General features: G+C 61.4%; 14 protein-coding genes and 1 pseudogene. 11 read left to right on the top strand and 4 right to left on the bottom strand.

The features are described 5' to 3' along the window. Positions 1-84 precede the first annotated feature (84 nt). From LDN12_RS12760 to LDN12_RS12725, 8 genes are all read left to right on the top strand, one after another. Complete coding sequence (locus tag LDN12_RS12760) at positions 85-705, top strand: hypothetical protein (RefSeq protein ID WP_223923041.1); 621 nt, start codon at positions 85-87, stop codon at positions 703-705. After that, positions 702-890, top strand: a complete 189-nt coding sequence (locus LDN12_RS12755; protein WP_223923040.1) for a hypothetical protein — start codon at positions 702-704, stop codon at positions 888-890. The genes LDN12_RS12760 and LDN12_RS12755 overlap by 4 nt, the downstream gene beginning before the upstream one ends. Further along, complete coding sequence (locus LDN12_RS12750; protein WP_223923039.1) at positions 890-2,674, top strand: hypothetical protein; 1,785 nt, start codon at positions 890-892, stop codon at positions 2,672-2,674. The genes LDN12_RS12755 and LDN12_RS12750 overlap by 1 nt, the downstream gene beginning before the upstream one ends. Beyond that, on the top strand, positions 2,674-12,351 hold the full coding sequence (locus LDN12_RS12745) for a JAB domain-containing protein (RefSeq protein ID WP_223923038.1): 9,678 nt from the start codon (positions 2,674-2,676) through the stop codon (positions 12,349-12,351). Before LDN12_RS12750 ends, LDN12_RS12745 begins: the two co-directional genes overlap by 1 nt. Next, a complete protein-coding gene (locus tag LDN12_RS12740) occupies positions 12,351-14,966 on the top strand; it encodes a hypothetical protein (protein ID WP_223923037.1) in 2,616 nt (871 codons plus the stop codon). Before LDN12_RS12745 ends, LDN12_RS12740 begins: the two co-directional genes overlap by 1 nt. A gap of 11 nt (positions 14,967-14,977) precedes the next feature. Next, complete coding sequence (locus LDN12_RS12735) at positions 14,978-15,646, top strand: glycoside hydrolase family 108 protein (protein WP_223923036.1); 669 nt, start codon at positions 14,978-14,980, stop codon at positions 15,644-15,646. A gap of 38 nt (positions 15,647-15,684) precedes the next feature. Next, positions 15,685-15,915, top strand: a complete 231-nt coding sequence (locus tag LDN12_RS12730; RefSeq protein ID WP_223923035.1) for a hypothetical protein — start codon at positions 15,685-15,687, stop codon at positions 15,913-15,915. Positions 15,916-16,119: 204 nt separating this feature from the next. Next, a complete protein-coding gene (locus tag LDN12_RS12725) occupies positions 16,120-16,458 on the top strand; it encodes a hypothetical protein (protein WP_223923034.1) in 339 nt (112 codons plus the stop codon). A 1-nt stretch (position 16,459) separates the two neighbouring features. Here the strand turns inward: LDN12_RS12725 and asnS are convergent, their stop codons facing one another. Continuing rightward, positions 16,460-17,821 (bottom strand): asparagine--tRNA ligase, encoded by a 1,362-nt coding sequence (gene asnS / locus LDN12_RS12720; RefSeq protein ID WP_223923033.1) that lies wholly within the window; start codon positions 17,819-17,821, stop codon positions 16,460-16,462. A gap of 39 nt (positions 17,822-17,860) precedes the next feature. Between asnS and LDN12_RS12715 the strand changes: the two genes are divergently transcribed. The 3 genes from LDN12_RS12715 to LDN12_RS12705 all read left to right on the top strand — a co-directional run bounded on the left by LDN12_RS12715 (position 17,861) and on the right by LDN12_RS12705 (position 19,169). Then, positions 17,861-18,313 carry a PDZ domain-containing protein gene (locus tag LDN12_RS12715; protein WP_223923032.1) on the top strand — a complete coding sequence of 151 codons (453 nt, stop codon included), beginning with the start codon at positions 17,861-17,863 and terminating at the stop codon, positions 18,311-18,313. Next, on the top strand, positions 18,310-18,690 hold the full coding sequence (locus tag LDN12_RS12710; protein WP_223923031.1) for a glutaredoxin domain-containing protein: 381 nt from the start codon (positions 18,310-18,312) through the stop codon (positions 18,688-18,690). The genes LDN12_RS12715 and LDN12_RS12710 overlap by 4 nt, the downstream gene beginning before the upstream one ends. Positions 18,691-18,860: 170 nt before the next feature. Next, a complete protein-coding gene (locus tag LDN12_RS12705) occupies positions 18,861-19,169 on the top strand; it encodes a hypothetical protein (RefSeq protein ID WP_223923030.1) in 309 nt (102 codons plus the stop codon). A gap of 297 nt (positions 19,170-19,466) precedes the next feature. Here LDN12_RS12705 and LDN12_RS12700 read toward each other — a convergent pair. From LDN12_RS12700 to dnaE, 3 genes and pseudogenes are all read right to left on the bottom strand, one after another. Beyond that, positions 19,467-20,168, bottom strand: a pseudogene (locus LDN12_RS12700) (pseudouridine synthase); the annotation flags it as partial. 196 nt (positions 20,169-20,364) lie between these two features. Beyond that, entirely contained in the window at positions 20,365-21,321 is a 957-nt protein-coding gene (locus tag LDN12_RS12695) for an acetyl-CoA carboxylase carboxyltransferase subunit alpha (protein ID WP_223923029.1), read from the bottom strand. Positions 21,322-21,390: 69 nt separating this feature from the next. Continuing rightward, positions 21,391-24,921: a DNA polymerase III subunit alpha gene (gene dnaE / locus LDN12_RS12690; protein ID WP_223923028.1), complete on the bottom strand. Its 3,531-nt coding sequence runs from the start codon at positions 24,919-24,921 to the stop codon at positions 21,391-21,393. Positions 24,922-25,059: the final 138 nt, after the last annotated feature.

Genomic DNA, 25,059 nt, shown 5'->3' with positions numbered 1-25,059 from the left:
CTCTGGGACCTATAGGACCCAGGGGGTGGTTAAGGATTGTATGTGAAATGGGTCGCCACCAGAGAGCAGGAAAGGAGTGAAACCATGAACGACACCAGCCTTGCGGAACGCCTCTACGGAGCGACCGTGCCGACGGCCCCGGATGAGGGGAACGCCTCGATCCTGGGCGAGGCCGCGGTGGAGAAACCGCCCGTGGCGTCGCACGATGACGATACCGGCCGGATGACCGGTGCTGCGGACCGGGCCGACGCCCTGTTCCCCGAGGGGGGCGACGTGCCGGACAGCTTCGAGCCCATCGTCAACCCGGCCCTGGAGCCGCTGGCCCGTGAGGCCCGCATGAACGGGGACCATGAAGAGGCCCGGGCAATCGACCGCGCCATGAGGGAGTTGGGCAGCGTCTTCGGCGAGTACGCCGTGGGAGGGCAGCACGCCGCCGAAGTCATGGCCGAGGCGGGCGGCTTCCTGTGCCGGCAAAAGCCGGATGAGGCGATCCTCCGGGAACGGGCGGACACGGAGACCGCTCTCCGGGCGCGGTACGGCGCCGATTACGACGGGAACATCGCCGGGGCCCGGCGGGTGGTGGCCGAGATGGGCGCGCGGGTCCCCAACCTGCTGGACGCCCTGGGCCGGAGCGGCCTGGGCAATTCCCGAAAGGTCGTGGAGGCGGCCGTGGCTGCGGCCCGGCGCAAGGGGTACCTCCCATGATCTCCCTTCCCGAGGCTGCCCGTTGTTTCCCCTTCACCCCGGTGGCGCCGGAGGACGCGCCGCTTTCGGTCATGCGCTGCCACCCCGCCCCGGAAGGACGGCATGACCGCGACTACGACCCCTTCAGGGGGCATGGACAGGGTCTTACGGCGGGCGGTGCGCCGGAGACCGGGAGGGTAACCTGATGCAGGTGCCGAGATACGATAATCCCACGGTCCCCATCGGGCCGGTGGCCACTCCCCAGGCAACGCCGCTGGGGGCCGAGGCGTATGGGGCCGGGCTGACGAGGGGGATGGAGGCGCTCTCCCGGTCGGCATGGGATCTGGCCGACGGGATGCGGCGCACGGTGGACCAGAACTTCAGGATCGATGTCGCGTCGGATGCGCTGAGGACGAAGAACGATCTGCTGCTGGGCGACGACGGGGCACTGAAGACGCAAGGCACCGCCGCCCGCGACGTGGAGACCGGGGACGGCGGCAGGGTGCCGCTCGTGGATCATGTCCTCGGCAGCTATCGGGCCAAGAGGGACGAATGGCTGGAAAAGGCGGCCACGGAGAGCCAGAAACGGATCGTGGGGCAGGTATTCGACGAACATCTGCCCGACCTGGAATACCGGGTCATGAGCCATTCGGCCGCCCAGGAGGTGCAGGCCGCGGAGCAGAAGATGGCGGCGTTCACGGCGCAGCAATACGGGTTTGTGGCGGACAACCCCACCATGGACTCCATCCGGGAGGCCGCAAAGAACATACGCGGGGTGCTCGCCACGGACCCGACGTACCAGGGCATGGAGGAGACGGCGCAACGGGAATACGTCAAGGCCGTGGTGTCCCGGCTCCACGCCACGGCCATCAGGTCGTTATTGACGCAGGCCGGGACCGCCGACAACGGTGCGGTGGAGCAGGGGAGGCTGGCCGCGGCCGTGGGCATGTACCAGTCGTACTACGATGTGCTGGACGAGAGGGAGCGGGAAGAACTGGCCCCCCAAATGGCCCTTGCGGACAATTCCCTCCAGGCCGGCGGCATTGCCCGGAAGGTGTGGGACGCATACGCCCCCCAATCCCCCAACGATGCTTTCGATGCGGCTGCCGCCGCCGCGCGGGTCGATACGTTCGGGGCGAGCGGCGAAGCCACCCGGTTGGCAAAGGCGAAGATCGACCAGGAATTGCGGGACTACCGGGCCCGGATCGAACAGCGGACCCAGGCGGCGGCCGACGCGGTAAACGGCCTGATCCTGGACGGCAGGACCTACTCCCAGGTCTACGGCAAGGTGCTGGAACAGCGCGGCTCCATCCCGGACGACGCGGTGGAGAATATGGTCGGCTACGCCCAACGCCACTTCAAGATCGGCGAAGGGAAACCGAAGGCGAATATGACTGATTATGTCGTAAAGCTGGGCAGGCTGAAGGACTTTCAGGATGACTATCTGGCTGGAAAGTACGGACGTCTCACCCCTCAGCAGGCCGCGGCGCGGATGATGCCGACGCTCGGTGCACAGACGGACGGTGCAGTACGGTTCGTGGCAAGCGCCAACGCCGATCTCCCGAACGCCGCGTCGGCGGCCGGAAAACTGCGGGAGAAGCTTCAGTCGTTGCGGACTCTGGACCCGGACGGCACGGTCTATCCGGCATTGCGGGGCCTGGTCGGGGAGACCCCCGAGGCAAAGGGTAACCGGGCGCTGCTCCTGCAAAACATTATCGGCGACCTGGGTCTGGCGCGCGACAACCCCAAACCGGCGGACCTGGACGGGGTCATCGCGAAGAGCATCGCCGATTTCGTCGCAGCGCCCGGCTACTCCGGGGTAACGGAGAAGTCGCCCGGCGCGATCACCGACAAGGAGATACGGATTATGGACGATGCGGCACTGCGGGCCTTTGTGCGGCGGAAACTCACCATAGGGGGCGTTCCTCCCACGGAAGCGCAGCTTGCCGAGGGTATCCGGCAGGCACGGACGCCGAAGGGGAAGAGATAATGGCTCTCGACGATCTGAATGCATTTGCCGATCAGGTAAGCGACGGTAACCGGGACAAAACCCTGGCGCTGCTCAACCTGCAAAACGTTGCGGGCGCCAATGCGGACGCCTACGCCGGCTCCCTGGGGCTGTCCCGGCATACGCAGGTCCCGCCCGCGTGGTCCACCCCGGAGCTTCGGGCCGACGCCGAACGGAGGGCGGTGGCCTTCGACCCCGCCGTGGCGGATATGCCGCCCGTTACCGCCCGGTTCTTCGCCAACCCCGGCCATGCCGCCCTGGCCCATGACGATGTGGGAACGTTCCGGCAGATCGAGGAGTTGGCCCGGAACGGGTTCGGTTCCCGTAACGACGCCCCTTTGAGCCCCGGAGGGTCCCGGTCCACGTTGCAGTTCGGCACCGACCGCGACCGGGCCGAGGCGAATTACTTTGGGCGGGAATACGGGACCAAGCCCTTCCGGGCCATCCAGGGGGGCCTGGGCAAGCTGGCGACCAGGCTGGCCTTCCCGGCGGCGGCTGCGGTGGATGCGGTCAACGGCGACGACTATTACAAGGAGTTCGCCTCGCAACTCTATGACCGGTTCAGCCGGATTCAAGAGGGCTCCGCCGCCGACCCGTCCCAGACCTTCGGCGGCAGGGTGGTGCGCTCGGTCGAGGAACTGGTCCCCCTGGTGTTGTCCGGCGGGTTCGGCTTGGCCGGGGTCGTGGGGCAGGCCACCAACGACACGTACGACGGTCTGACCGCCAGGGGCGTTGATCCGGATACCTCTCTGGCCCTGGCCATGAAGTCCGGCATGACCGCCTATGCCATGACCAAGCTGCCGTTCGGCGGCGCTTCCCTTTCCAGCAGCCTGGTCAGGGGGGCGACGCTCAATCCGCTCTTCGGGGCCCTGGACCGGGGCCTGGAGAAGGCGGGGCTGAACTATGCGGGTTATGGCAAGCAGGCCGATGATATCGATCCGCTCGACCCAGGGACCATGGCCCACGACCTTGCCATGGGGCTCCTCTTCGGCGCTCATCACGCGCTCCAGACCGGGCGACCGATGGTCGGCGACAGCCTGATGGAGTCGCTGGTCCCGTTCTACGACCACTACCGGGCCGGGCGGCGGGCGGACGCGCTTGCCGGGATCGGCGCGGCCGTCCGGGACAGCAAGGCCAATAACCGCGCGCCTGAACTGGTGCGGCGGCATCTGGACGGCGTGGCCGCGGAACACGCCGGCATCGACAACGCCTATGTCCCGGTGGAGCGGTGGAACGATTTGTTTCGCTCGGCCGGGCTCGACCCATCCCGGGTGGCGGCAGAAAACCTCGCCAATCCCGAGGCGTACCGTGAGGCGCTCGCCACCGGCTCCGACATCGTGATTCCCTTCGGGGAGTTCACCGGAACGTTATCCCGGCTGGAACAGTACGGCGAATTGGTGAAGGATACCCGGCTGTCGCCGGGGGATAGCACCCAGCGCGAGGCCTCTGCCCGCGTTCAGGCGGTGAAGGAGAACGCCCACAAAAGCGGCGGTTTCGTGGACGCGCTGAAAAACATGATTGCCCGGTCGCAGGAGGCGGTCAAGGGTAACGAATCGTACAACAAGGTCTATGACGATCTGGTGAGCCAGCAGATGGGCATTGGTATGGAGCGCAGCACGGCGGAGCACAATGCCAGCTTGGTTGCCAACGCTTTCCGGGTTATGGGGGAGCGTGCCGGTGTCGATCCTTATGAGCTGTACTCGCATTACAATCTCAAGTTGGCCCGGCCTCTAGGCTCGGACCTTGCCGGCCGGATCGGCGCGGACGCGTCAATCGACCAGATGCTGGAACACTTGCGGGAAGGGGATATACCGAAGCAATCGGACGACCACCTGGAATTGATACGGTTGAAAGACCACTTGGATCGGTCGGGGATTGATCTCAACAGCATGGACAACCGGCAGGTGCGTGATCGCCTGAAAGGCCAGCAGGAGTTGTGGCAGAGCGAAGAACACCAGGAAAAAGTGCGCACTGTTCAGTCCGCAATAGATAAAATATTGAATGGAAGCGAGGAGGGCACAGCCTACGGATTACGGCCTGATCTTGAACAATATGGTGGTTCAAGCGATGTGTCTTTTTTATGGGGCGACGAGAAAAAAGGCATCCGGCATATTGGAGAAAAGCGAGGTGCTGATGTTGTTTGGCAGGTTATTCAAACTGTGATTAGTGGGAAAGTCACAAAATTTGTGAAAGGCAAAAAAAACGTTCACATAGTTGATGGAGATAGAGAGGCCGTGCTCTCTCTGGAAGAACACGGCCAGCAAAAGACGTGGCTATTAACCGGGTGGAAAATTGGAGAACCCGATGCCTCCGGCGAGGTTAGTACTCAATCCGGCGCTACGCAAGCCAGACCTACGTTTAGTCGTTCTGACCTGGGAGCGGGTTCTTTTAAATATCCCGCCACGTCGCGTGCAGAAAGTATTCTTTCCACCTTGGACTCAACGGCCAAAACCGATGGGGGGAATGGTTTAAGTATAGTTGGGGCCCCGGAAGATGTCAAGAAGCTGTATCAGGCCGGGCATAAGCCGGTTGCCGTGCTTACGGGCAAGGAACTGGGAGAGTTCGGGGATATCAAGGAGCTTCGTAAAGCCGCTTTCCAATGGTATCGGGACAATCTGCACGGCAAGCCAGTGGAACGTAACGACTTGGGCAGCATTGCCTTTACGCGCAAGGGCATTGAAGAGTTTAGCCATTTTGGGGCCGACCCGGCAAAAATCAAAATGGTTACCGCCCTGCGCGATATTATCCGGAACGGGGATTATATAGAGACTCAGAATTTGGACCATCCACGCCGGGACGGCATAATCAAGTTTCATGTCATTGAAGCGGATGTACGTCTTGAAGGAGAGATTAGAAGGTCAAGGGTGTTTGTCGGAGAAGACCGCAGGGGGAACAAATTCTATGAACTTTTCCCTGATGCAAAAGAGAATGATCGAAATAGAAACCGCCACAGGGGGCCCGAGATCAAGTCGGACGTTGCGGCGGCTTCTCTTGAGGGTGAAACCACCCTCAATCAAAGTATCTCAGATACTGCTAATGGTGTCAATATTCAATTTGTGCAGCCCGGTAAGGACAATGTCAAGCGCGGACTCACGTTGGCCCGCCCCATGGACTCGGCGCTGGACGGGGATAAAAGTGCACATGAATTCTGGCAGACAAAATATGGGGCCGACGGGGTTTCGAGTTTCGGTCCTGTCTGGCGCGACCTGAAACATGATGCCCTAAGGGCTGTCGAGAGATTGGCGAAGTACCGGACCGGCGAAGCGATCGCGGCCTTACATCATCCCGAGGTTGGGGATATCGATCTTGTGTGGGGGAAAGAAGGTTCCCTGGAAAAAGAATACGAGGATGGGTTTGGTTTTGCAAAAATCAGGATCAAACATCCCGAAGTTGCCGGCGACCTGCAAAACATTTTAGATACGACGTCGGTTGTGAGCAGGGGCAAAAACAGAATCCGTCTCGAATCGGACCAACATCGGGCCGTCGTCCGTCTGGATTGGGATGGAGAAGGAAAACAGTGGTTATTGACAGAGTTTGAAAAAGAAAAAGAGCCTGGCACTGGAAAGAGGACGGGCGCTTCCAGTAGTGACGAACCGGACTCTCCGATTCACCAGGCCCTAACTGATTTTATTATCGATTCAAAATCACGTGCTGTCAATGCACTTTTCCAGTCAGCCGTCAACCGCCTTGCCGCAGATGAGGTCAGGGAGTTGTATCAGTCGGATAAGCATCTGATCGAGCCGGCCGGTAATGAATCGGAGCGGTTTGGAGACGATAGCGCGTCATTGAGGAAGAAATCCTCCAAACGGGGTGCCGCGAGCAAAGTCACGGGCCGTTCGGAAGCCCCGGGCGAGGATGCAACCGCCCGCGGCCGGGGTGCGGCGCCAACGTCCGGTGATGCGGATATTCGGGCCTTGAATGACGCTGTCGGCCGGGAAGAAACCAGCGCATCGGGTACGCCCGCCAACAACGATTATATAAAAAAGGTCGTTACCGGTGTCCTTCATTCCGCGATTACGAGGATAAAAACCCCAGCCGACGCTGCCCACATAGCCTTTCCCCTTACCAAGCGGGCCCAAGAGGCGGCCATCGCCATCGTTACCGATGCAAAAGGCAACGTGCTCGGGATTATCCAGCATTCCACCGGCGCGATGGACAGCACCTCCATATCGCCGAGGGACCTGTTGGGGGTCGTACACGATTTCCCCGGCGCCGCCGAAGTCTGGTTCGCCCACAATCACCCGAACGGCGACCCCACACCGTCGCCTCCCGACCATGGTGCAATCTCGCTGCTGACCACGTTGCTGGACGGATCGGGGATCAAGTCGAGGGGCATGGTTGTCGTCGGCCAGACGGAAGGGGCGGTCTGGATGGAGGGGAAAGACAACAGGAGTGAGAAAATCCCGCTCAGCTCGTTGCAGACGGACAAAGAGCGCACGCAGAAAATAAAGACCTACGACAGGGAGATTGTCGCGTTACCGACATCGGAACAATTTGCCTATATCGAACACGTGATCGAGTACGCCCGATCGCACGGTGAAGGCGTTTCCGGGGTCATTGTCGTTGACTCCAGCGCCAGGCCGGTTTCTCTTGTCCCCATGTCCGTGTCTGAAATGGCCAAATTGAAGACCGGCAACCCCGCATCGGGTTCATCGGCAATCATGTCCGCCTTCCACAAGGGCAACGGCGTGGCGATGGTCCTGGTTATTCCCGGCCTTCCCGGCAGCCTTGCCGCGGCACGGAACATGATCTCGTTCGGCTCTCTGTTCGGTGCCCCGTTACTGGATGTCATCGAAATGAAGAACGGGATTTCATTCGTGGAAAGCGGCCGCATGCCAGAGGGTGTGGGCCACTTTTTCCAGAGCGCGGATGCCCCGGCATCCCACGATTTTGTTCCAGCGCCCGATGGAAGGTATGTTTTCGGTGAAATCACTCCCGAAATCGGAGCGGTTATCGGGAGACAGTCGGCACCTATACTTTTGCGCAACGGAGACGAGAAAGAAGGGAAGATCCACATAGAACGTCCCGAGAGGTTAAAAGAGTTACAGGCCGAGGGATATGATTCGGCGGAAAGCATGGTTGATGCGGTTGTTTCAGGCTGTGATGCCATCTACAAGGGACAGAGGGGAAATCTGTTACTGGTAAGAAAGGGAAGTAAGGATTCGGTTCTCTATATCCGGCTTGCCCCTTCGGCACACGGAGATTATTACGATGTCAAGACTGCCGTTGTAGCCAGGGATGACTTTTTTAAAAATAAAAACCCACTCTGGGAAAGGGCGCAGACCAATCAACCCGGTAACGGGTCCCCTTTGCGCGGTCTATCGGGCCAGAGTGGATCTATGGAAGCAATTCTCCACCAAAACAGCCCGATTGTCAAGCGCGGCTACATCCGTTTCGACAGCGACCGGAATTTCGAGATCGGTCTGCTGAAAGACGCCAACCTCTCCACGTTCATCCACGAATCGGGGCACTTCTTCACCGAGATCCTGGGCGACCTGGCCGAACGACCCGATGCCCCCCGGCAGATCAAGGAGGATTATGCCGCCCTGCTCACGTTTGCCGGAGTGGATTCCCGCGCCCATATCCGGACGGAACACCACGAGAAGCTCGCCCAGGCCTTCGAGGCGTACATCATGGAGGGCCGCGCCCCGAGTGTGGAGACGCGGTCCCTGTTCCGGCGCATGAAAGACTGGATGGTCGGCATCTACAAGGACCTGACCGCGCTGAACGTCCGATTGACCCCGGAGGTTCGGGAGGTGTTCGACCGCATGTCGGCAACCGACGCCGAGATCGGGCGGATACGCCGCATGCAGGAGATGAAACCGCTCTTTGCCACGGCCGGAGATGCCGGGATGCACCCTGCGGAGTTTGACCGGTACCGGGAGGATGCCGGGCAGGCGGGCGAACTGGCGAAGGAGGGGTTGCTTCGCACGTTGATGGCCGAGAAACGCCGGGAGCGGAAACCCTGGTGGCGGGACGAACAGGCCGCGCTCCGGGACGAGGCGACGGCAGAGGCCCAGGCCGGCCCGGTATATCGGGCGCTTCAGGAGATCCTCAAGGGCAGGGACTTTGCCGGGAACGTCACGCCGGGATTAAAGCTGGACCGGTCCGTTCTGGTGCGGATGTACGGCGAGGAATTCCTGAAACGGCTGCCGAAGGGGAGCGCCACGGACTACCTCTACGCAGTTGAGGGCGGGGCGCACCCGGAACTGGTGGCGGAGCGCTACGGCTTCAGTTCGGCCGACGAGATGATCCGCGCCATGTTGGCGGCACCGCCCTTGGGCAATGCCGTTGCCGCCGAGGCCGAGGCACGCATGAAGGATCGCCACGGCGACCTGCTGCGGGATGGCCGTATGGCCGGCGAGGCCATGAAAACTGTACACAACGACCAATGGGCCGAGGTGCTGCGGACCGAGATTTCGGCTCTGCACGGAAAGGGGAACAGGGATGGTGACGACGTTGCCGCCCCGCCGGTGGCGGTCTTTCGGCAGGCGGCACGGGAACAGGTCGGCGCAAAACCGGTCAGAACTATCGATCCGTTGCTGTACCTGGACGGTGGGCGCACGGCGGCGCGCGAGGCTCTCGACCTGTTCAGCAGGGGGGATTTCAGCGGAGCGGCGGCAGCCAGGACCCGCCAGTTGTTGAATCATTTTCTGTACAGCGAAGCGGTTGCGGCCCTGGATGAGGTTGACGCGATCCGGGCGGAGGCCGGGCGGATGTCTGCCGACGCCGGATCATTGTCAGTTGATGGCGTGCGGGAAATGTATCAGGCGGCCAAGCCGCCTGTCAGATTAACCGGCAAAGAGCTTGGAGATCATGGCGATGATCTCGCGGCGCTGCGTAAGGCAGCGGTTGATTGGTACCGGGAACATTTGCAAGTTAAAGAGCCAGCGCACCGGGATGATCTCGGAGAGATCGCATTTACCCGGAAGGGACGTAAAGAGGTTGAGCATTTCAGTGCTGATCCCAACAAGTTGAAGATGGTTCCGCTCCTGAGAGAAATCATTGAGTCAGGAGATTATGTAAGAGAAGAACAACCCGATCATCCACGAAAGGATGGCATTGTCAAATTTCACCTGATTGATGCTGATGTTGAGATGGCGGGAAAACTCTATCGGGTGCAGGTAGAAGTCGGAGAGGATAAGGCTGGCAATAAATTCTATGATCTTTTTCCTGATGCGGAAGAACATGAGCAAAAGAAAGCCTCCAAGCAGCGTAGCGGGAGAAAGAGTCCCGGTGAGCCTGGAGGCGATCCCGAAGGTGTTACCACCCTCTTTCAAAGTATTGCACCATCCTTCGGAGATGTCAATATCCGGATAGTACATCAGACCAGTGTAACCGTGGCGGAGACCGGCCCCATGGCCGACGCCGGGCTTGTCGTGCCGGGGCTGGCGGGAAGCCCCTTCCGGGAACAAATAGACGCGCTCCTTGCCCGCTTCGGCCTGGCCGACGCGCCGCTTGACGGACCACCCGCCCGGCGGGAAGGCCTGCGGCGGTTTCTTGACCACCTGCGGCGGGACGAGGGGATCGACCTGCCGGTCCCGGCCGCCGTTTTGGACGAGGGGCGCGGGGTGGTGAGTTACCGGGACCTGCCCATGGACGGACTGCGGGCCGTCTCCGCAACGCTGCACATGATCGGACATGCGGCGGGTGTGGTCAATACGGTTCGCAATGGTGGGGCCGGGATTGCACTGGGGGAGGCGAAACGCCAACTGGTGGAGCAGCTGAATGCCTCAATCCCCGCCGGGAATGCGGGCATCGTCGATGATCGCGCTCTGTTGTTTCTCGATCGGGTCGCGGAGCGTGCCCCGGAGATCCACATCCCCATTATCAGGATTGAAGCCCTTTTCGAGCGTATTGACGGGCACGCCGTTTCCGGGCCGTGGCACGACCTCTTCCGGAAGCCTTATGACACGGCCGCCAATCACCTGAACCGGGTCCGGGAGTCGATCTTTCCGGCTATCTTCGATCTGATAAAGGGTAAAGGCGTGGACCGGAGCCATGGCAAGATCTTTATGGAGAGACTGGGAAGCAGTCTGACCAAGGACGAGATCGTGGCCATCGCCCTGAACTGCGGCAATGAGCGCAACCTGGACCTGCTGATGCGGGGCGGTATCCGTTTTTCCCACGGCGGCGGCGCTCCCGGGCTGTCCCCGGACACGCTCCGGGAAATCCTGGGGCATTTGAGCGCCGATGAGATCGCGGTGGTGAACGGTGTCTGGAAGGCCATTGAGACGCTGAAGCCCGAGATGGAAGCGCTCGTGCGTCGGCAGGCCGGCACGGAGCCGGTCTGGATTGAAACCAGGCCGATCAGGATTGCCAACGGCATCCTGGAGGGTGGGTATTATCCGATCGTATTCGATCCGCACTACTCCGGCGATGGGGATTCGATACCCGATGCCGCGCTGCCGGGCCGGATGTTCCTCCGTGATGGGATGGAAGAGGTGGGTGTGGGGCCCCTCTCCCTTGATCTGGAGAGCGTCGTGGTCCGGCATCTGGACCGGGTCGCCATCCAGATCACCTTCGGGGAATTCGCCGCCCAGTCGAAGCGGTTGTTGAAGAACGCGGTAGTGAAGGAGGCAATCGTGGGCCGACTGGGGGGCCCGGCCCACAAGAATATGTTGGACTGGGTTGCTTACATGATCGAACAGGACACCCTGGGCCGCGATTCGTCCCGTTGGCTCGAGAATACCCGCAGGGCGCTGCTCACCAGCGTTTTTGCCCGCATCGTCGGCCAGAAGGCGGCCGACGCCGTGTCCGACATCACGACCAGCGCCTGCCGGGCCATGCAGAATATGGATGTGCCCCATGTGGTGCGCGGTGCGTTCGAGTACCTGCGTAATCCCGTGGCCGTGCACCGCTTCGCCGCGGAGGCTTCCGAGCACATGCGGCTCCTGAACCGCGAAATTGAACGTATCAGGGCCGAGGTCCGCGAGGGGGCGACCGGCAAGGGCGCGGTTATGGATGGCGTGCAGCGCTGGATTGTGGAAAGCCGGGCAGGGGCCGCCGGGGTCGCGGCCATGATGGTGTGGATCTCCGGCTACCGGGAAGCCCAGGCCAAGGGTATGGACGGTATGGAGGCGGTGCGCCGTGCCGACGAGGCGTTCCACATGATCCCTGACGCCTGCCGGGTCGGCGATCTGTCGACGAGCGCGCTCATCGCGAAAGCGCGGGAGATGGCCATGCTCATCGCCCCGGCCCTGGTTCGCTACGGCAATGATGTATCGGTCGGCCGACGTATCGCCAATCAAGGGGTGCTTGGCGCAAACCCTGCCGACGGTGTCGAGGCCTTCCTGTTCGGCATCGTGGCTGCCGGGATACTGAAGGAATCTCTGCATAGCCGCCAGCCTGATGCCGGCGACGCATTCCTGCCATGGTTTCTGGCGCACCTGCCTCCGATGGTCTTGGACACACATGTGGGTGAACCGGCCGGCCATGTGGAAGGGCAGATCATGGGGGAAGCGTCCGGCCAGCCCATAGCCGAAGCGGAAAAGGCCTTCTGTGAAGCTGCACGGTTTATGTCGAACGCCAGCCGCGGCAAAGGTGCCCCGGCAACAATCACTGCCCAATATCTTCACGATCTACTGACCGGGGACTACAACCCTGCCATATCCCGGAACCCGGCTACGGGTATTCTCTCCTACAGGAGGCACCAGTAATGACGGTATCCAGCACGGCCTGCACAGCGACGTTCACCGGCAAGGGCACGGCAGGGCCATTTTCCTTCGGGTTCAGGTTCCTGACCAACTCCGATATCACGGTGACCAAAACCAATTCCCAGGGTGCCTCGCTGGTCCTGATCGAGGATGCAAACTATACGCTGACCGGAGCGGCCGGATACGCCGGTGGGACGATCACGCTCAAGTCTCCCTTGGCTGTGGGCGAAACCTTGCAATTGGTGCGTACGGTGTCGGAGTTGCAACCGATAGACCTGCGCAACCAGGGCGGTTATTTCCCGGAGATCGTGGAAACCGCCCTGGATCGATTGACGATGGTAGTACAACAGCGAGGCGGCGGCAATGGGGGAAGCGGTTCGGATTCCGTTGTCTACCCCGATGTGTTCTATCCTTATGTCCTGTCCGGCATGGCCTTGAACTGGACGGCCGGAGGAACGGAACTCACCATCGGTGCGGGACGTTATTACTCTGACGGTCGGCTTATCGAGTTCACGGGAGCAATCATCGCCATCCAATCAGCGGGGTACATGGATATCTACCTTGATTCCGCCGGCGGTGTGGTGATCGAATCCGGGGACAATTACTGGAAGTTGGCCGGGTACGTGGACAAACTGAAGATCGCCCGGATCATCAACAGCGGCGTCAATACCATCCAGGGGGTTCTTGACTGGCGGGTGACCTCTCCCACACCAAAGCAGCCGGTGCAGGGGGCGTTTAACGCCGATTCGGTCATGCAGACCTTCGACATCCCGGCAACCATCGCCCCGTGGACGGCGAACGAAACCATCTTTTACGGCAACCTGCGCGAGAACAACGGCCGTATCTACCAGGCCTTCACCTACGGCGTGACCGGCGACAGCGCTCCAACGGGCATGCCCACATTTTGGGATGCAGGCCTTGGAGTCTTTGTCATCAACGATGGCGGTGTAAAGTGGGCTTATTTTGCCGACTCACCGTACAAGGGAGCTTTCCGCTACGGGCAGAACAACGGTGTCCTCTGGTACTTCGTTTTCAGCGGCCTCCTCTCCATTGCCGACTATAACCCCTCCAGGATCAAGGCCCTGCTCAACTGTGCGACAAAGCATATAGTCGTGCCGTGGCTTAGCGGAGTGGCCGTTGTTGTGGGCAGCAAGCGGATCGCGAACCACGGTGTTTATGAGTGCACCACGGCTGGCACCACGGGGGTAACGGCTCCCAACTGGACCGGTACCGGGATCAGCGACGGCACGGCGGTCTGGAAGTATCTTTTTAAGAATCCGGGCGATTACCCAAACTTTACCGGCGGGGAGATGATTGCAAGCGGAGATCTGCGCGTCGCCAACGGCGATATCTGGAAGGCGACAACGGCGGTCACCCGGGCGTGTGGCAGCACCTTGCCCAACAGATCGACCAACGCCACCAGCGGGACGTTCACGGATAGCGGGATAACGTGGACATGGTTGCGGGCGAACGCAGCCGGATGGAAATATTACTGGTATGACACCCATGCGGATATGAGCCAGTACCGCAACCCGGATTCCAATGATTCCTATGCCGCCATGTTCGTGGCCCTGGCCTGCGCCTATGTCAACAACACCATGGACTTTGCGTGGTTCGATGCGACGAACGCGGCCGGGGAGACCAATTACGCCACCATGAAGAACCTGATGTATTACAACGTCCTTACCCAGGTCAAGGGCTATACACCCTGGACGGCGACGGCCGCGGTAAAGGTCGGCGACGAATACACCGCCAACGGTAACACCTACCGCTGCATCCTGTCGGGGACCACCGGGGCGGCAGCGCCGTCGGGCACGATCTACGGGGCGATCATCGTGGACGGCAGCGCGCAATGGATGTACGTCAACCCGACCTACACCGGACTGACCAAAACCTTTCAGAACGATTTCACCGGGGATCATGCCATCTGGGGCACGTCCTACCTGATGGACAACTGCGAGGTGTACGCCGGGCTCCGGGCGTTGCTTGCCGAGATGACGGCGCGGGGCGATGCGGACACGGCCTATTATACCGCCTTCCTCGCTCCCCTGGCCGTGGGGATCGGTCTCTTTTACCAGACCTCAAGCAAGGAATGGAACTGGTCAACGACCAACCTGATACCCGATGAGATTGGCAGCGAATGGTATCCGTCATGTATGGCCGGGCTCTTCCCCGAGCTGTACCAGGTGCCGGTGGGCACCACCCCGGAGATCTACCGGGTGAAGTGGAACCACGGCTGGGAGAAGTTGGACCGGGATCAACCCTCCTGGTGGGGCCGCAACATCGATGCCTTTCCCACGCTCATGCCCGCCTACCTGGCGGTGCGCTACCGTGGTGAGGTCGGCAAGGCCCTGGAGGCGGTGGAGAAGGCAAAGCGCCTGCATCTGCGTCAGGGCTTCTCGCCTCTGGGCACCATGTTCATTGTGGATGCCGCCTTCATGATCGCCATCCAGCGTTTGGCAACCAATTCGGCCTATGCGACCGAGCAGGCCCCGGCCATCCTAGAGGCGCAACAGATGTTGAAGCTCGGGAGTTATTATCTGTGGATCGACAGCAGCGGCAACCTGCGTAAAAAGAACGGAAAACCGTCGGGATTGACGGATGGGACAATTATTTAAGGAGGCACACTATGGCAGATTTCAACGCAGCACACGCAAAGGCAATGGAGAACGAAGGCGGTTACGCCAACAACCCGGCCGACGCTGGCGGGGAGACCTATAAGGGTATTGCTCGCAAGTTCTGGCCGTCATGGAGCGGTTGGAGGTTTGTTGACGGCATAAAAAGTAAAGTCACAGCACAACCACATTTTGGGACTAGTGGATATTACGAGTGGGTAAAGCTTTTTAACTCGCTTCTAATACAGATCAACCAACTTCAGCGGTATGTTGTTGATTTCTACAAAGTCAATTTTTGGGACAAATACCGCCTGTCCGAGATCAACGATCAGGCCGTGGCTACCTGGCTCTATGACCACGTGGTTAATGGTGCGGCGCGGGGAATCCAGTGGCTACAGGAGGCCGCCGGCGTGGCGGCGGACGGCAAGATCGGTCCGGCCACCATCGCCGCGATCAACGCCGCCGACCCAGCGACGCTCCTTCAGGAGGCCGAGGACGTGGCCGCCTTTTACCGGCTGGACAAGGCCGCCGCAAACCCATCGCAGATCCAGTTCCTCCCATCGTGGCTTCGGCGTGATGGGGTATCAACGGAAGAGATCAACCAGGTTATGCAGGCAGTCCAAGGTGGTCTGACCTATGCAGAGGTCGCCGAGCTCAAGGAGATGATCAAAGCACGCGCATAAAGCGCATATCAATGCCGTGAGGCGTAACGGAGGCCATTATGAAATTTATCAGGGACATTCTGACCGGCATCGATGGCCGGACATATGACAATATCAGGGTGGGGATTGCCGCCGCTCTGGCAACTGTTATCGGGGCCGTTATCACTCAGTTATGGAAGGGTCAGCCGGTGGACCTGCTGGCTTTCGGCGGCGCGGTGGCCGCGATCCTGGGGGCCGGGGGCTTCGGCATTGGGCAGAAAGCCCGCACTGAGCCGGGAGGTGCGTCGTGACAGTAGCCACTATAGCCGCCTGGTTGTGGGAGAACAGGAAGGTTGTGGCCGAGGCGGCGGGGATCGCTGCGATAGTGAGTCTCATATGGTGGTTCGGCTTCCACGTGCCGGCCGAACGTGACCGGCTTCAAACGCAAAACCACGATCTCAAGGTGCAGGTTCAGGCCGCGCAGGGCTCGATAACATTACTGGGGGACATCCAAAATGGGAAACAAGCTGTCGACAAGGCCACGCAACAATGTATCAGTTCTATTCGTGCTCAACCGCGCCCTGCTCATCATGGCGTGCTCGTACCTGCTGGCCGGCTGCCAGACCTGCCCGCCGTGCGTCCGGCCCATACTGCCCACTGAACCGCAACCGGTCTTGACCGAGGTGGAAACCCTCGATCCTTCGGAGCCGGGGGCGGAATATTGCCTGTCCGATCAGGGGCGCATCGGCATCCTGACCAACCTGGAACTGTACCGGGGAGCCCTGGAGAAGTGCAACGCCACCATCGAACGCTACAATGCCATCATTACGCCAACGCAAGGGAAGGAAAAATGATTCAGAACTCGGCGTGGCGCGGCGTGCGCGGGAAGGGGATCACGTCCCGGATGTTGTCCATCCCGGTGAGGTACATGACCAACCGCTCGAAGCCCAGGCCAAAACCGGCGTGGGGGCAACTCCCCCAACGGCGGCTGTCCAGATACCACCAGAGCGGCTCCTGGGAGATGTCCATCTCGGTCATGCGCGCCGTCAGCCGGTCCAGCCGCTCCTCGCGCTGGCTGCCGCCGATGATCTCGCCCACCTTGGGCACCAAGAGGTCCATGGCGGCCACGGTGCGGCCGTCGCTGTTCTGGCGCATGTAGAAGGCCTTGATATCCTTGGGGTAGTTGAGGATGAACACCGGCCCTCCCACCACCTGCTCGCTCAGATAGCGTTCGTGCTCGGTCTGTAGGTCCAGCCCCCATTCCACCGGGAATGAAAAGTTTGTGCCCGACCGTTGGAGCCGTTCGATGGCGTCGCCGTAGTCCATGCGCACGAAGTCGGCCTCGGCCACCTGCCGGATGCGTTCCAACAGCCCCTTTTCAATATGCCGGTCGAAGAACGCCATGTCGTCGGCGCACTCCTCCAGGCTGAAACGGCACAGATAGCGGATGAACTCCTCGGCCAGTTCGGCGTCGTCGGCCAGGTCGGCAAAGGCCATCTCCGGCTCGATCATCCAGAATTCGGCCGCGTGACGCGGCGTGTTGGAGTTCTCGGCGCGGAAGGTGGGGCCGAAGGTGTAGATGTCGGAAAAGGCCAGGGCCAGGAGTTCTCCCTCCAGTTGGCCGCTGACGGTCAGACCGGTCCGCTGGCCGAAAAAATCCTGATCGAAATCGGGCGCTGCCCCGGCATCCAGGGTAGTCACCCGGAACAGCTCACCCGCGCCTTCGCAATCGCTGGCCGTGATGATCGGCGTGTGGGCGTAGAGGAAATCCCGCTCGGCAAAGAACCGGTGCACGGCCTGGGCCAGGCGCGAACGGAGGCGGAACACGGCCCCCAGGGTATTGGTTCTGGGCCGCAGGTGGGCGATGGTGCGCAGGTATTCGAAGGTGTGGCGTTTCTTCTGGAGCGGATAGGTGTCGTCAGCCTCGCCGACGATCTCGATGGCGGTGGCGTGCAATTCCCACTGCTGCCCGGCCGCCGGGGATTCCACCAGCGTGCCGTGCACCCGCAGGGCCGCGCCGGTGCCGAGGCGGCAGACCGCGTCGAAGTTTGCCAGATCCTTCCCGGCCACTACCTGGAGCCCGGCCATGTCGGAGCCGTCGTTCAGGGTTACAAAGGCCACCTCCCTGGAGGCGCGCACCGAGCGCACCCATCCCGCAACCGCGCATTCCCGGCCGTTTGCGCCGCCCGCCAGAAGTGTCCGTATCCGAGTCTTCATAGTTTATCGTTCCCCGTGTCATGTAAGTGCTTGTGTAGGATGATACGTGCAATCGGACACAGGTTCAAGCCCCTTGTTCGTTTGACCTGCCTGACCGCCCTGTGCTACATTGAAACCATGAAAACCGTGCTGATTATCCTGTTTGTAATGATGACGGCGCTTACCGTATCGGCGGCCAACAGCGAGAAAAACTTCGGCGGCGTCGGCATCGACGGCGTGGCCGCGCCCGACGGCGAGATTACGGTCAGGCAACTGGTGGCCGGTGGGCCGGCCAACATTGCCGGGATCAGGGTGGGGGACGTAATCACCCATATCGACGGCAAACCGACCCGGGGCAGCGATTTCCGGCAGATGGTTTACAAACGGCTGCGGGGGATCGCCGGAACCCCGGTCGTTTTAAAGGTACGGCGGTCGGGCGAGGAGAAGGAGTTGACCTTTACCTTGCAGCGACAGCAACTAATGGTCAACTCACCCAAGGAGAACAAACGATGATCAGGAAGATTGTAGCCGCTGTCGTGCTTACGCTGGCGGTGGCGTCCGGGGCGGTGGCCGCCGGACCGGCGACCCAGAGCAAGCTCAACCCCGTCAAGGCCCAGGAGGCCCGGAAGTACCCAGTGATCGTGCTCTATTCGGTATCCTGGTGTCCCCATTGCCGCGAGGCCAAGGAATACTTTGCCAAGAACAACATCCCCTTCACCAACCGCGATGTGGAGCAGGATGCCCAGGCTATGACGCTTCTGACCGGCAAGTACAAGAGCCAGTCCATTCCGGTGATTGTCCTGGGGGCAGGGCCGAACGAGGTCGTCATGCACGGTTTTTCCCCCGAGACGTTCCAGGCCAATCTCAGGAAGGCGCTGGCGAAGAAGTAGCAATAACGGAGAGAAGAATGATTTCGTCCGGGACGGGGTCTTTCATCTGGAGGACAAAGGCCGTGGCGGTCAACGTTGGTTGACCGTGCGGCCTTTTTTTGTGGAAAAAATGAAAAGACCGCCCGTCCGCTTTGCTCTCTCCGTCATGCCACTGACAAAAAGGTGATCTCATGAACCTGATTCAGCTTTTGCTCCCCCTGTGCGACAACGATGGGCACCCTTTCCCGCAATCGATGTATCTTCAGGTCAGGGACGGACTCGCCGAACAGTTCGGGGGGATAACTGCCTATGTCAGGTCTCCCGCCGAAGGGTTGTGGAAAGAGGGACTAAGCGACGCGGTAAAGGATGAAATCGTTATCTACGAAGTCATGGTAAGGGAAGTGGACCGCGAATGGTGGAAAGGGTTCAGGGAGAGGTTGGAGCGCCTTTTCAGGCAGGAGTCCATAGTCGTCAGGGCAATCCCCATAGAAATGCTTTGAGAATCCTGGCTCCATAGGGGGAGGGCACGCCGCCCCGGCGGAACGTAAGAACGGGGCACCTTATCGGTGGCGCGGGCGCGGCGATTCTCCGGGCTTCGTGCGGGAGGGCTGCCTTTTCGTCTGCTTATCGGTCGTCCGGGCGAGGGGGCGTCCTGCCGCCTCTGCGACTTTTTTTGTCGTACTGCGTGGTTTCCGGGGATGTCCGGTCGCCGCCAGGTCAGCCTTTGTCGTGCTGCGGGAAGGGTGTGGCTTCCTTATCTTCTGCGGTTCCGGCTGTGGTGCCTGCCCCGGATGGAGCAGCGCCTGCACCTCGGCCTCGGTCAGGTAGCGGAACTGGCCCGGCTTCAGCGCCCCGATCTCCAGGGAGCCGTAGCGCACCCGCTTGAGGCGCACCACGGAGAGGCTGACCACCTCGCACATGCGTCGCACCTGGCGGTTTCTTCCCTCATGGATGGTCACCGAGATCCAGTCGTTCTGGTCGCTGCTCTTCACCAACCGCACCACCGCCGGCGCGGTGACGCCGTCCTCCAGTTCAACCCCGCCCGCCATCCGTTTCAACTGCTGTTCCAACACTTTGCCGCGCACCCGGACGTGGTACTCCTTCTCCACCTCGTGGCGCGGGTGCATCAGGCGGTTGGCCCAATCACCATCGTTGGTCAGGAGCAGAAGCCCCTCGGTGTTGTAATCCAGTCTGCCCACAGGATAGACTCGTTCCTCCACACCCTTCAGCAGGTCGGTCACCAGGGGGCGGTCCTGGGAGTCCTTCAGGGCGGTGATGTAGCCGGTCGGCTTGTTGAGCAGGATATACAGATGCTTGGCGCTGAACTGGAGCGGCTTGCCGTCCACGGCGACGCGGTCCGCAGCCGGATCGGCCTTGCTCCCCAGTTCGGTAACCACCACCCCGTTGACCGTCACCCGGCCGCTTACGATCAGTTCCTCGGCGGCCCGGCGGGAGGTGATGCCGGCCTGTGAGATGAGTTTTTGCAGGCGTTCCAACATAGTCGTACCTCTTTAACGAAAACGGGGCGGTCAAGCCGCCCCTGTTAATCTTGCAAAATGCCTTTGCCGTGGAGGTTCACGGAAATAACTGGGACGAATGGGACTGATAGGACTTATGAAATCTCATCCCTTCAAGATTCGCCTTTCTCCGTGTCACCGTGTCTCTGTGGCGGATTCTGTTTTTCCCTGATCTACTCTATTCCACGCAGCGCGTCATGGCGCGGAATTTCCGGTAGCGCTGCTCCACCAGGTCGGAGGTAGTGAGCTTGTTCAACTCCGCCAGGTTGCGGGCAATGGCTTCTTTCAGGGTGGCGGCCATGGCTTTGTGGTCCCGGTGGGCGCCGCCGATAGGTTCGGTGATGATCTCGTCGATGACCCCCAGGCCGATGATGTCCTTGGCGGTTGGCTTGAGCGCCTCGGCGGCCTGCTCGCCCTTGGTGCCGTCGGACCAGAGGATGGCGGCGCATCCTTCCGGGGAGATGACGGCGTAGACGGAGTGTTCCAGCATCAGGATGCGGTCGCCCACGGCAATGGCAAGAGCTCCGCCCGAACCGCCCTCGCCGGTGATGCAGACGATGATCGGGGTGCGCAGGCTGGCCATCTCGCGCAGGTTGCGGGCAATGGCCTCGGCCTGGCCGCGTTCCTCGGCGCCGATGCCGGGGTAGGCGCCGGGCGTATCCACGAAGGTGATGACCGGCAGCTTGAACTGTTCCGCCATCTGCATCAGGCGCAGGGCCTTGCGGTACCCTTCCGGGTTGGGCATGCCGAAGTTGCGGTAGACCTTCTCCTTGGTGTCGCGTCCCTTCTGGTGGCCGATCACCACGACCGGCTGTCCGTCGAAGCGGGCCAGGCCGCCCACAATGGCGTGGTCGTCGCCGAAGTTGCGGTCGCCGTGCAGCTCCACGAATTCGGTAAACATGTTACCGATATAGTCGAGGGTGAAGGGGCGGTTGATATGGCGCGCCACCTGGGCGGTCTGCCAGCGGGAGAGGTTGGAGAAGATCTCCTTGCGCATCTCCTCCACGCGCCCCTCCAGGGTGGACACGTCGGCGCCGATATCCAGGCCGTCGGCGGCCAGGGCGTTCAACTCCTCGATCTTCTTCTCAAGTTCAACGATCGGTTTTTCGAATTCCAGATGAAACGGGGTTGCCATAATGACACCTCAATTGATTTTGCTTATAGGACCCATGAGTCCCATAGGTCCTATAAGTCCTATAAGGCCTTACTCGAAAGTGGCGGCATTATAGCCGAACAGTCGCTCCACTTCCAGCCTTAATTCATCAATGGCCATGACGCTCAAATCCGGCGGGAGCGGCATGGTCGCGCGGCTTCGCTCCGGTATGAGGAACTGGATGCAGGCCGGCACGCTTCCGTGGTAGCGCTGGATGATCGTCTTGAGGGCGTCCAGCCGCTCCACCGGCAGCTCATCCGTGCGCAGGGTGAAGCAGACCCGCTTGGTGGTCTGGGCGCGGGCCTCCTGGAGCAGCTTGATGTCGCCCGCCGGGCCGGGGTCGCGTTGGTGGCCTCCTCTGCGCCCGTTGTCGGCGCTGGGGCGGCTGACCAGGATCTTGGCGCCCTTCTCGGTCTTTTCCAGCTTGCCGGTCACCAGCAGCGGGTCATCGGATTTGAGCAGGCTGGAGGTTTCCACATAGGTGTCGGGGAACACGGTTATCTCCACCGAACCGGTCAGGTCCTCGATGGTGGCGAAACACATGCGATCTCCTTTTTTGGTGGGAATCTCGCGGAAGGCGGAGACAATGCCGCAGATCCGTACCTCGCAGCCGTCGGGCAGCTCGCACAGGTTGGCGATCTCCGAGTTGGCCAGGCGCTTGATGTCGTCCACGTAGCGATCCAGGGGATGGCCGGTGATGAGGAAGCCCAGGGCTTCCTTCTCGTAGGCCAGCTTTTCCTTGTCCGGCCACTCCGGGAGGTCGGGGAGGCGCATGCCGCCGTTGCCGTTGTTCTTCACCACCTCGGCGGTGTCGAACAGGGAAACCTGCGCGCTGGACTTCTCCTCCTGGATCTTCTGGCCGTAGGCCATGGCCTGTTCCAATCCCTCCATCAGGGGCATGCGGAAGGCGCCGGTGGAGTCGAAGGCGCCGCACTTGACGAGGGCCTCCAGCACCTTCTTGTTGGCGCGCCGCATATCCACCCGTTCGCAGAAATCGTAGATATCCCTGAAGGGGCCTTCGGCCCGCGCCTCCAGGATCGCCTCCACGGCGCCGGTGCCGATCCCCTTGACCGCTCCCAGGCCGAAGCGCATGGAGTTGCCCACCACGGTGAAGGAGAGGCCCGACTTGTTCACGTCCGGCGGCAGCACCTCGATCCCCTGCTCGCGGCAGTCGCCGATGCTCTTGACCACCTTGTCCGTGTTGTCCATGTCGCAGGTGAGGAGCGCGGCCATGAACTCCACCGGGTAGTAGGACTTGAGGTAGGCGGTCTGGTAGGCGATCAGGGCGTAGGCGGCCGAGTGGGATTTGTTGAAGCCGTATTCGGCGAATTTGGCCATGAGGTCGAAGATCGCCTCGGCTTTTTTCAGGTCCAGCCCCTGGGCCTTGGCCCCGGCCAGGAACGGCTCCTTTTCCTTGGCCATGACCGCCGGGTCCTTCTTGCCCATGGCGCGGCGCAGCAGGTCGGCGCGGCCCAGGGAATAGCCGGCCAGGGTGCGGGAGATCTGCATGACCTGTTCCTGGTAGACGATGACCCCGTAGGTATCCTTCAAGATCGGCTCCAGTTGGGGCAGGTCGTAGACCACCTTCTGGCGGCCGTGCTTGCGGTCGATGAACTCGTCCACCATGCCCGATCCCAGGGGGCCCGGCCGGTACAGGGCGCAGGCGGCGATCACGTCCTCGAAGCAGGAGGGCTTGAGCTTGACCAGCATCTCCTTCATGCCGCTGGACTCGAGCTGGAAGATGCCGGTGGTGTTGCCCGAGGAGATGAGGTCGTAGCTGGCCTGGTCGTCGTCCCGCAGGCGGGTGATGTCGAAGTTCGGGTCTTTACCCTCCCGCACCAGCTTGACGGCGTTCTGGATCACGGTAAGGTTCTTGAGCCCCAGGAAGTCGAACTTCACCAGGCCGACCATCTCCACGTACTTCATGGAGTACTGGGTGTTGATGGAACCGGTCTTCTGGTCCTTGTACACCGGCAGGAACTCCTCCAACTGCTGGGGGGCCACCACCACCCCGGCGGCGTGGGTGCCGGCGTGGCGGGCCAGGCCTTCCAGGCAGACGGCGGTCTCCAGCAGGTCCTTCACCTGGGGGTCGGCCGCCGCCATCTCCTTCAACTGCGGTTCCAGCTTCAGGGCCTTGTCCAGGGTCATGTTCAGATCGTCCGGCACCAGCTTGGCGATCCGGTCCACGTCCCCGTAGGTCATGTTCAGCGCCCGCCCCACGTCCCGCACCACGGCCTTGGCCTTCATGGTCCCGAAGGTGATGATCTGGCAGACCCGTTCCCGCCCGTATTTCTCCACCACGTACTGGATGACCTCTTCCCGGCGGTCCATGCAGAAGTCCACGTCGATATCGGGCATGGAGATGCGTTCCGGGTTGAGGAACCGTTCGAACAGCAGGTTGTAGGGCATGGGGTCCAGGTCGGTGATCTTGATGGAGTAGGCCACCAGCGAACCGGCGGCCGAACCCCTGCCCGGTCCGACCGGGATACCCTGGTTTTTGGCCCAGTTGATGAAGTCGGACACGATCAGGAAGTAGGCCGGGAACTGCATCTGCCGGATGCAGTCCAGCTCGATGCGCAGGCGGTCGAAGTAGGCCTGCTGCCGCTCCAGGGGCATGTCCGGGTACTTGTCCAGGATGGTGACCATGCGCTCCTTGAGCCCTTCCGTGGCCAACTGCTCCAGCATCTCGTCGTGGGTCTTGCCGGCGGGCGGCTCGAAGTGGGGGAAGAAGTATTCCTTGTTCAGGGGGAGTTCCAGGTTGCAGCGTTCGGCGATGGCCACGGTGTTGGCAACGGCCTCGGGTGCGTAGGAAAAGGCCTTGGCCATCTCCTCCGGCGACTTGACGTAGAACTCGTCCGCCGTGAACTTCATGTGGGTCGGGTCGCTCATGGTCTTGCCGGTCTGGATGCAGAGCAGCACCTCGTGGGCGCGGGCATCCTCCCGGTTCAGGTAGTGGCAGTCGTTGGTGGCCACGAGCGGCAGCGAAAGCTCGCTCGCCACCTCCAGCAGGCGCTTGTTGACCACATCCTGCTCGGCCAGGGTGTTTTCCTGCAACTCGATGTAGTAGCGGTCCTCGAAGACCTCGCCGTACCAGCGGGCCGTGGCCACGGCGTCTTCCATCCGGTTCCGGCCGCACTGCATGGCCACCTCGCCCTTGAGGCAGGCCGACAGGGCGATGAGCCCGCCGCTGTGTTCCTTCAGGATCTCCCGGTCGATGCGGGGGCGGTAGTAGAACCCCTCCTTGTAGCCGGCCGAGGTGAGGTAGGAGAGGTTCTTGTACCCCTCCATGTTCTGGCAGAGCAGGATCAGGTGGTAGGCCGCGTCGGAGATTCCCCGTGCCTCCTTGGAGAAGCGGGACTCGGGCGCCAGGTAGACCTCGCAGCCGATGATCGGTTTGATGTGGGCCTTCTGGCACTTGAGATAGAACTCCACCGCGCCGAACATGTTGCCGTGGTCCGTGATGGCCAGGGCCGGCATGTGATAATCCTCGGCCTTGTGGACCAGGTCTTCGACGCGGATGGCGCCGTCCAGCAGGGAATACTGGGTATGGAGGTGGAGATGGACGAAGGGCGGTGTTTCCATGGCAAGACCTTTTGAGAGCGAACAAGCGTTATTGACGAAGGGGAAGCGGAGCCGGATGCAAAAAAGAACGGGACCTCTCAAGAGTTCCCGTCCGGTGGTATGTGCGGATAGTATGCCCGGTTTTGGCCGGTACGTCAA

It is taken from the genome of Geobacter sp. AOG2, assembly GCF_019972295.1.
GTDB lineage: Bacteria > Desulfobacterota > Desulfuromonadia > Geobacterales > Pseudopelobacteraceae > Oryzomonas.
This window is presented reverse-complemented; position numbering and strand designations above follow the sequence as displayed.

What these genes read in the sequence shown, in the direction of transcription:
- LDN12_RS12740 (WP_223923037.1), top strand. Translation starts at nt 12,351, where the DNA reads ATGACGGTATCCAGCACGGCCTGCACAGCGACGTTCACCGGCAAGGGC.
- LDN12_RS12725 (WP_223923034.1), top strand. Translation starts at nt 16,120, where the DNA reads ATGGGAAACAAGCTGTCGACAAGGCCACGCAACAATGTATCAGTTCTA.
- LDN12_RS12715 (WP_223923032.1), top strand. Translation starts at nt 17,861, where the DNA reads ATGATACGTGCAATCGGACACAGGTTCAAGCCCCTTGTTCGTTTGACC.
- LDN12_RS12755 (WP_223923040.1), top strand. Translation starts at nt 702, where the DNA reads ATGATCTCCCTTCCCGAGGCTGCCCGTTGTTTCCCCTTCACCCCGGTG.
- asnS (WP_223923033.1), bottom strand. Translation starts at nt 17,821, where the DNA reads ATGAAGACTCGGATACGGACACTTCTGGCGGGCGGCGCAAACGGCCGG.
- LDN12_RS12750 (WP_223923039.1), top strand. Translation starts at nt 890, where the DNA reads ATGCAGGTGCCGAGATACGATAATCCCACGGTCCCCATCGGGCCGGTG.
- LDN12_RS12730 (WP_223923035.1), top strand. Translation starts at nt 15,685, where the DNA reads ATGAAATTTATCAGGGACATTCTGACCGGCATCGATGGCCGGACATAT.
- LDN12_RS12735 (WP_223923036.1), top strand. Translation starts at nt 14,978, where the DNA reads ATGGCAGATTTCAACGCAGCACACGCAAAGGCAATGGAGAACGAAGGC.
- LDN12_RS12760 (WP_223923041.1), top strand. Translation starts at nt 85, where the DNA reads ATGAACGACACCAGCCTTGCGGAACGCCTCTACGGAGCGACCGTGCCG.
- LDN12_RS12695 (WP_223923029.1), bottom strand. Translation starts at nt 21,321, where the DNA reads ATGGCAACCCCGTTTCATCTGGAATTCGAAAAACCGATCGTTGAACTT.
- dnaE (WP_223923028.1), bottom strand. Translation starts at nt 24,921, where the DNA reads ATGGAAACACCGCCCTTCGTCCATCTCCACCTCCATACCCAGTATTCC.
- LDN12_RS12710 (WP_223923031.1), top strand. Translation starts at nt 18,310, where the DNA reads ATGATCAGGAAGATTGTAGCCGCTGTCGTGCTTACGCTGGCGGTGGCG.
- LDN12_RS12745 (WP_223923038.1), top strand. Translation starts at nt 2,674, where the DNA reads ATGGCTCTCGACGATCTGAATGCATTTGCCGATCAGGTAAGCGACGGT.
- LDN12_RS12705 (WP_223923030.1), top strand. Translation starts at nt 18,861, where the DNA reads ATGAACCTGATTCAGCTTTTGCTCCCCCTGTGCGACAACGATGGGCAC.